Origin of the sequence: Methylibium sp. (assembly GCF_013817365.1) — a bacterium.
Classification (GTDB): domain Bacteria; phylum Pseudomonadota; class Gammaproteobacteria; order Burkholderiales; family Burkholderiaceae_C; genus Methylibium.
In genome coordinates this window covers 1-4,525 of sequence record NZ_JACDCU010000338.1, presented here as the reverse complement: position 1 = coordinate 4,525, position 4,525 = coordinate 1, and the positions used below count along the sequence as shown (strand labels likewise).

Here is a 4,525-nt window from a genome sequence, read left to right as displayed (position 1 = left end):
TCGGTGGTGGTCTTCCAGGGTGCGCAGACCTACATCACGCCGTCCTGGTATGCGAGCAAGCGCGAGCACGGCAAGGTAGTGCCGACGTGGAACTACGCTGTTGTGCATGCGCACGGCATGCCGCGCGCCATCGAGGACCGCGACTGGTTGCTCGCGCTCGTCAGCCGGCTGACGAAGACGCACGAAGCCGCACGGGCTCAGCCTTGGCAGGTGTCGGCCGCGCCGGCCGATTTCATCGACCGGCAGTTGCAGGCCATCGTCGGCATCGAGATTCCGATCACGCGGCTGCTCGGCAAATGGAAGGTGAGCCAGAACCGCCCCGCGGCCGATCGGGCCGGCGTGGTCGCGGGGCTGCTGGAGCGGAATGAGGCCGAGTCCACCGAAATGGCGGCGTTGGTGCAGCGGCACGTGGACCGGGGCGCGAACGGCTGATCTCGGCGGTTCGTGGTCGTGGTCTTCTTCGACACGAACACGGCCCACGATGGCGCCCGTCAAGGCGTCCGATATCAGCGGAACAGGTCCGGCTGCGTCTGCGCAAGCTGTTCGTACACCGGCTGAAAGTGCAGCCAGCCGATGTACTCGCTGCCCACGTGCTCACGGCTGTAGCGAGCGCGCTCCGGCGGCACGAGCTTGGGCGTGATCCCGGTGGCGTCGATCATCAATTGCTGCTGGCAGCAGCGTTCGAGCGCGATGAACCAGAAGGCCGCGGCGTCGATGCTGTGGCGGCTGGCGGTCAACAGGCCATGGTTCTGGTGAATGGCGGCCTTGACGCCGGCAAAGGCATTGGCCACCTTGTTGCCGGCCTTGGTCTCCACGGCCACCTGGCCGGCTTCGTCGCCGATGACCACGTGGTCCTCGAAGAACACGGCCGCGTCCTGGGTGATCGGCTCGAGCTTCTTGCCGAGTGCGGCGAACGCGACGCCGTACACCGTGTGCGCATGGCACATCGCCAGAATGTCCGGGTGCGCCTCGTGCACGGCGGCGTGCAGCACGAAGCCGGCGCGGTTGACGGCGTAGTCGCCCTCGACGACCTTGCCGTCGTGGTCCACGAGGATGAGGTTGGACACCTTCACCTGCGAGAAGTGCACCGCCATCGGGTTGGTCCAGTAGAGATCCGGGCGCTCCGGGTCGCGCACGGTCAGGTGGCCGGCGAAGCCGTAGTCGAAGCCCTCCAATGCAAACGCGCGGCAGGCCGCGGCCAGACGTTCCTTGCGGTGCTGGCGCTCCTGCGCCAGCGTGGTGAATACCGGGATCTCGGGGTACTTGAGGCCGAGCTGTTCGGGCTGGTACACGGAGATGCGCTTGGCGGTGTCGAGCATGGTTTTGTCTCCTGGGAAGGTCGGGCAGAAGCGTCCTGCGAGACAGGGATGATGCGAAACGCCATCGCGGCTGACAAACGACGGCTTTTCACCAACGGGTGATTTCGATTCACCTATGCTCGACCCGCGTTTGCTCTGCGACGAATCACCGATGCGACGTTTGCCCTCCTTCTTTTCCCTGCGCGCCTTCGAGGCCGCGGCGCGCCTGGGCAGCTTCAGGCGTGCCGGCGAAGAACTGCACCAGACGCCCTCGGCCATCAGCCACCAGGTGCGGTCGCTCGAGTCGTGGTTCGACCGCCCGCTCTTCGTGCGGCAGACGCGGCGCGTCACGCTCACCGCGGAGGGGCAGCGTCTGCTCGACAGGCTCACGCCCGCGTTCGACTGCATCGAGGAGGCTTGCGCGGAACTGCGTGCGCCCGAGCAGAAGCTGGAGCTGGCCGTGCACTGCGCGCCGAGTTTCGCGGCCAAGTGGTTGAGCCCGCGGCTCGCGCACTTCATGCAGGCGCATCCGGGCATCACGATCCGCATGTCGTCGAGCGCCGAGCCGGCCGACCTGCAACGCGTTGAGGACATCGACCTCGACATCGCCTACGGCCTGCCGCCAGCGCAGCCGGGCGTGGTGGTCGAGGCGCTGGGCCGGGAAATCACGATGCCGATGTGCTCGCCGCGGTTGATCGACGGGCGCGGCCCGATCGCCCCGGCCGATCTCGCGCAGTTCACCTGGATCGAGTCACCGCTCAACCCCGTGCAGTGGGCCGACTGGTGCGCCTTGAACGGGCTCAAGCTGACAGACCGGGCGCGGCCCTCGTTCGACCGCGGATCGCTCGCCATCGCCGCCGCGGCCGACGGCCTGGGCATCGCGCTCGAGACGACGCGTTTCGCGCAAGGCGAGCTGGCCCGCGGCGAACTCGTGGTGCTCGACGGGCCGGGTTTTCGGCGCATCGAACGCGAGATGCATTTCCTGTGCTATCGCAAGGCCGAGCGTGACAGTCGCGAGATCGCGGCGTTTCGGGAGTGGCTCGGTGCCGAGATGGCCGCCGACGCGCGCGGCGATTGAAGAGGCTGCGCACGGGGTCGGAACTCCTCGCCTGCATCTGCATCCTTGCAGGCCCTTGCGATACTGCGCACGTCTTCTTCGCCGCCTCAGCACCACCCGCCACCATGTGCCAGCTTCTCGGCATGAACGGCAACACGCCGACCGACATCGTGTTCAGTTTCACGGGCTTCGCCACGCGCGCGGCCGAGCACAAGGACGGTTTCGGCATCGCCTTCTTCGAAGGGCCGGGCGTGCGCTGCTTCGTCGATCACACGAGCGCCAACACGTCGCCGGTGGCGGCGATGGTCAAGCGCTACCCGATCCGCAGCCGGCAGGTCATCGCCCACATCCGCAAGGCCACGCAGGGCCGCGTGGCGCTGGAGAACACGCACCCTTTCGTGCGCGAGCTGTGGGGGCGCTACTGGGTGTTCGCGCACAACGGCGACCTGAAGGACTTTCATCCCAAGCTGCATGCGGCCTTCCACCCGGTGGGCGATACCGACAGCGAGCGCGCCCTGTGCTGGCTGCTGCAGGAGCTGGCCAAGAACCATGCTTCGCTGCCGAGCGTGCAGCATCTGACCGAAACGCTGCGCGAGCTGGCCGCACCGCTGGCCGCGCACGGCAGCTTCAACTTCCTGCTCAGCAACGGCGATGCGTTGTGGGCGCATGCGTCGACGCATCTGCACTGGCTCGTGCGGCAGCATCCGTTCAAGCACGCGCGGCTGCAGGACGAAGACCTGACGGTCAACTTCGCGGAGCTGACGACGCCGGAGGATCGGGTGGCGGTCATCGTGACCGAACCGCTCACGACCGACGAGGCTTGGCAGGCGTTTGCGGCGGGCGAGTTGAAGGTGTTCCAGGGCGGCGTACCACTGGCTTGCTGAGCACTCAGCAGAGGCGAAGGAAAAGGTCATCGCGCCACAATGCCGTCAGCTTTCTAGAACCCTCATGGACCTGCTCATCAACGGCCGCGTTTCGCGCCTTCCCGAAGGCAGCACCGAGCCCTCGATGCCGCTGCTGTGGGTGCTGCGCGACGTGCTGCACCTCACCGGCACCAAATTCGGCTGCGGAGTCGCCGCGTGCGGCGCCTGCACCGTGCGGCTCGACGGCGAGCCCGTGCGCTCCTGCGTCACGCCGCTCTCTGCCGTGCAGGGCCGGGCCGTTCAAACGATCGAAGGCCTGGGCAGCGCCGTCGCGCCGCATGCGCTGCAGGCAGCGTGGGTGGAGCATCAGGTACCTCAGTGCGGCTACTGCCAGAGCGGCATGCTGATGGCCGCCGCCGCGCTGCTCGCCAGGAACCCGAAGCCGACCGATGCCGACATCGACGCGGCCATGACCAACCTGTGCCGCTGCGGCACCTACCCGCGCGTGCGCGCCGCGATTCACAGCGCCGCGCAAGCGCTCGCACCCTCGCCCGCACCGCCGGTGCGCCGCCTGCCGCGCCGCATCAAACCGCAGCCGCTGGTGTTCAAGGCATGAGGCGGCGCACCCTGCTGCTCAGCGGGGCTGCGATCGGCGGTGGCCTGGTGGTCGGCTGGGGCGTGCTGCCGCCGCGCTCGCGGCTGGGTTCGCGCGAGTTGCTGTCGCAGGGCGAAGGCGGCGTGGCGCTCAACGGCTGGATCCGCATCGAACCCGACGGTGGCGTGCAGCTCGCCATGCACAAGAGCGAGATGGGCCAGGGCGTGCACACCGCACTGGCCACGCTGGTTGCGGAAGAGATGGACATCGGCCTGGACCGCATTCGCCTGTTCGACGCCGGCAGCGACGCGATCTACGGCAACGTGGCGATGTTCGTCGGCGCCTTGCCCTTCCATCCGCGCGACCGCGAGCCGGGCGAGCGCACGCGCACCGTGCGCGCCAGCGAGTGGATGGTGCGCAAGCTGGTGCGCGAACTCGGCATCACCGTGACCGGTGCCTCGACCAGCGTGGCCGGTTCCTGGGAGCCGCTGCGCCTGGCGGCGGCCACCGCGCGCGCGCAACTGGTCGGCGCCGCGTCGCTGAAGTGGAAGCTGCCCAAGAACGAGATCACCGTGCGCGCCGGCCGCGTGCTGCACGACTCCGGGCCGCAGGCGCATTTCGGCGAACTCGCGCGCCCTGCCGCAGCCACGCCGGCGGGCGACGTGACGGTCAAGCCGCGCAGCGCCTGGACGCTGATCGGCCGCGCCGTGCC

The 4,525-nt window shown here is 68.5% G+C and carries 6 protein-coding genes; 5 read left to right on the top strand and 1 reads right to left on the bottom strand.

Features of this window, described 5'->3' with window-relative positions; all coding sequences use genetic code 11:
- The coding region (locus H0W38_RS17115) for an FMN-binding negative transcriptional regulator (RefSeq protein WP_292456279.1) at nt 1–432 on the top strand (432 nt) is incomplete at its 5' end.
- Nucleotides 433–506: 74 nt separating this feature from the next.
- Here the strand turns inward: H0W38_RS17115 and H0W38_RS17110 are convergent.
- On the bottom strand, nt 507–1,319 hold the full coding sequence (locus H0W38_RS17110; protein ID WP_292456276.1) for a class II aldolase/adducin family protein: 813 nt from the start codon (nt 1,317–1,319) through the stop codon (nt 507–509).
- A gap of 151 nt (nt 1,320–1,470) precedes the next feature.
- Between H0W38_RS17110 and H0W38_RS17105 the strand changes: the two genes are divergently transcribed.
- The 4 genes from H0W38_RS17105 to H0W38_RS17090 form a co-directional block, all read left to right on the top strand.
- On the top strand, nt 1,471–2,376 hold the full coding sequence (locus H0W38_RS17105; RefSeq protein WP_292456274.1) for a LysR substrate-binding domain-containing protein: 906 nt from the start codon (nt 1,471–1,473) through the stop codon (nt 2,374–2,376).
- Between the two features lie 104 nt (nt 2,377–2,480).
- On the top strand, nt 2,481–3,239 hold the full coding sequence (locus H0W38_RS17100; RefSeq protein ID WP_292456272.1) for a class II glutamine amidotransferase: 759 nt from the start codon (nt 2,481–2,483) through the stop codon (nt 3,237–3,239).
- Between the two features lie 64 nt (nt 3,240–3,303).
- The gene (locus H0W38_RS17095; RefSeq protein WP_292456270.1) at nt 3,304–3,834 is read left to right on the top strand and encodes a (2Fe-2S)-binding protein; all 531 of its coding nucleotides are present in this window, start codon (nt 3,304–3,306) and stop codon (nt 3,832–3,834) included.
- On the top strand, nt 3,831–4,525 hold a 695-nt coding region (locus tag H0W38_RS17090), incomplete at its 3' end, for a molybdopterin cofactor-binding domain-containing protein (RefSeq protein WP_292456268.1). The genes H0W38_RS17095 and H0W38_RS17090, both read left to right, overlap by 4 nt.